We start from the raw sequence: 2561 nt of genomic DNA, 5'->3' as shown, positions 1-2561 counted from the left end.
AGTACATCGCAAAAAGCTCAAAAGACAAAAATATTGATTATAGATGATCATCAACTCTATCGGGAAGGAATAAAAAAAATACTGGAATTCGAGAAATCCTTTGAAGTTGTCGGGGAAGGCGAAGATGGAAATCTGGCTGTCGCACTTGTAGAAAAGTATCATCCGGATGTAGTAATTATGGATATTAACATGCCTCACGTGAATGGAGTTGAGGCGACGAAGCATTTAGTTGAAAGTTTTCCGGAAACAAAAGTTATCATATTATCGATTCATGATGATGAGAATTATGTGACACATGCGTTGAAAACCGGTGCGAGCGGGTATCTACTTAAGGAAATGGACGTGGATGCCTTAATAGAGGCAGTAAAAGTGGTAGCAGAGGGAGGATCTTATATCCATCCAAAAGTAACTCATAACTTGGTGAAAGAGTTTCGTAGACTTGCAGAAAATGCAGCGAAAAAAAATTCAGGGTATAAGGCAAATATTCGACGTCCGTATCATTTGTTGACACGCCGTGAATGTGAGGTACTTCAACTGCTGGCAGAAGGAAAGAGTAATAGAAAAATTGGTGAAGCATTATATATTAGTGAAAAAACCGTTAAAAACCATGTAAGTAATATTTTACAAAAAATGAACTGTAATGATCGTACGCAGGCAGTCGTCGAGGCAATTAAAAGAGGTTGGGTGGAAGTTTTGGATTAATTTAAAAGGCTGGGAATGGAAAAGACCAAAATCGCGGCAAGAGGAGATAACAATTTGTGTTTCTCCTCTTGCCGAATTATTTTCTGGAAGTATAGTAATTTTGGGCAAAAACATTGGACAAGTTTTAGTATATAATATTGGGCAAAAACCTTGGGCAGGTTTTAGTATATAATATTGGGCAAAAACATTGGACAAGTTTTAATGACCAGTTCCGAGCAACAGCGACTTCACTAAGCGGCCCGCATTTTTCTAAGACATTTAATATCTGTTAGTTTTGGAGCGGTTCAGTTTTTGCCTATTCAAAGTAAATCCATCTATTTTTTCCCAAAGTTTTATAATTTTTCTTTAATATTTTATAAACCCTCCCGCTATTTTCAATAATATTACACCATTCTTGAACTGCTTTTGTTGTTATTTTTCGTTCGGGAAATAACAATCTGAATTCATCTACACTCCGAAGAACAGCGCTTTCAATCTTTTCTTCATTATTACACGAGATACATTTATAAAAATTTTTATCAATGACTAATGAAAAAGAATGACAGTCTTTACAGTAAATCCCTTTGCGTATTTTCTCATATTCATAGGATGGTATTTGACTGAAGGGAGATTCAACAATATGTGCATTGATTAATTGATCCGCCAACATTTTATGTTTACTCGTTAATTTTGTTGTATTTGAGTTGAGTTGTTTAAAGTATTGTTTATTTTGTGTCGGAAGTATAAAAGGTACGTCAGGAGAAGCCTGATATAATGTGAATTCAGGGTTAACAAAAATAACATAAGATACAACCGGCATATCAAAATCATGCTCTGTAAGCCATTTGCGCAAAAGTGTTTCACTTCTTTCCAATTGAGTGAGAGGGCTTGCGATTTCTTGGCTAGGATTCTTATAAATTTTATTATTTTTGTAATAATAATCCCCTATATAGTTTTTTATATCTATTAGGTGGATTGAATTAGGAGTAATAATTAAAGAATCAATTTGAAACGTAGAGTTGTTTACTTTAAGCAATAAATCGTTCAGAACGAGACAGTCACATTGAAGTTTTTCAGCCATTGAATCAAATAATACTTCTCCTTCATAACCCATTCTTAAATTGTAGTAATACCGCTTGTCTCTCTCGGATAACTCCATCCTAAGATTGAGGATCCTCATTTTTTTTAATTCAATAGATTCTGATCGAGTTTTATAAATCATATTCCACATCCTTTGTAGTTATAATTTTCAAAATCTATTATATTGGAATTCTACTATTTTTTCTATAAAAAAATGAAGTTTCCCGCCTCAAAATGGTGACGAGAAGAGGTTTCGTCGCTAAAAAGTGGCATTTTCCTGTTCAAAATGACGACGAGAAAGAGTCTCGTCGTCAAAAAATGGAGTTTCACGAGCAAAAGTGACGACGAGAAAGAGTCTCGTCGCCAAATAATGGACTTTCCCGCATAAAAATGACGACGAGAAGAGGTTTCGTCGCCAAAAAATGGAGTTTCCCGCCCAAAAATGACGATGAGAAGTAATCTCGTCGCCAAAAAGTGGAGTTTTTCGCCCAAAAGTGACGACGAGAAGTGGTCTCGTCGCCAAAAAATGGACTTTCCCGCGCAAAAGTGACGACGAGAAAGAGTCTCGTCGCCAAAAAATGGACTTTCCCGCGCAAAAGTGACGACGAGAAAGAGTCTCGTCGCCAAAAAATGGAGTTTCCCGCCCAAAAGTGACGACGAGAAGTGGTCTCGTCGCCAAAAAGTGGCATTTCCGCCCAAAAGTGACGACGAGAAGCGATCTCGTCGCCAAAAAGTGGAGTTTTTCGCGCAAAAGTGACGACGAGAAAAGGTCTCGTCGCCAAAAAATGGACTTTCCCGCA

General features: G+C 37.0%; 3 protein-coding genes. 1 reads left to right on the top strand and 2 read right to left on the bottom strand.

Translation table 11 applies throughout. The features are described from left to right. Nucleotides 1–30: 30 nt before the first annotated feature. The gene (locus tag BT1A1_RS14700) at nt 31–702 is read left to right on the top strand and encodes a response regulator (RefSeq protein WP_034772647.1); all 672 of its coding nucleotides are present in this window, start codon (nt 31–33) and stop codon (nt 700–702) included. Between the two features lie 295 nt (nt 703–997). On the opposite strand, the gene BT1A1_RS14695 is transcribed toward BT1A1_RS14700, so the two are convergent. Further along, nucleotides 998–1840: a nuclease-related domain-containing protein gene (locus tag BT1A1_RS14695; protein ID WP_231553345.1), complete on the bottom strand. Its 843-nt coding sequence runs from the start codon at nt 1838–1840 to the stop codon at nt 998–1000. 125 nt (nt 1841–1965) lie between these two features. Continuing rightward, nucleotides 1966–2561, bottom strand: a 596-nt coding sequence (locus tag BT1A1_RS18830) for a hypothetical protein (RefSeq protein WP_231553344.1), incomplete at its 5' end; no start/stop codon positions are given.

It is taken from the genome of Caldibacillus thermoamylovorans, assembly GCF_000751775.1.
GTDB lineage: Bacteria > Bacillota > Bacilli > Bacillales > Caldibacillaceae > Caldifermentibacillus > Caldifermentibacillus hisashii.
This window is presented reverse-complemented; position numbering and strand designations above follow the sequence as displayed.

Excerpts from the sequence above, each read along its gene's own strand:
- BT1A1_RS14695 (WP_231553345.1), bottom strand. The coding sequence starts at position 1,840 with ATGGAGTTATCCGAGAGAGACAAGCGGTATTACTACAATTTAAGAATG.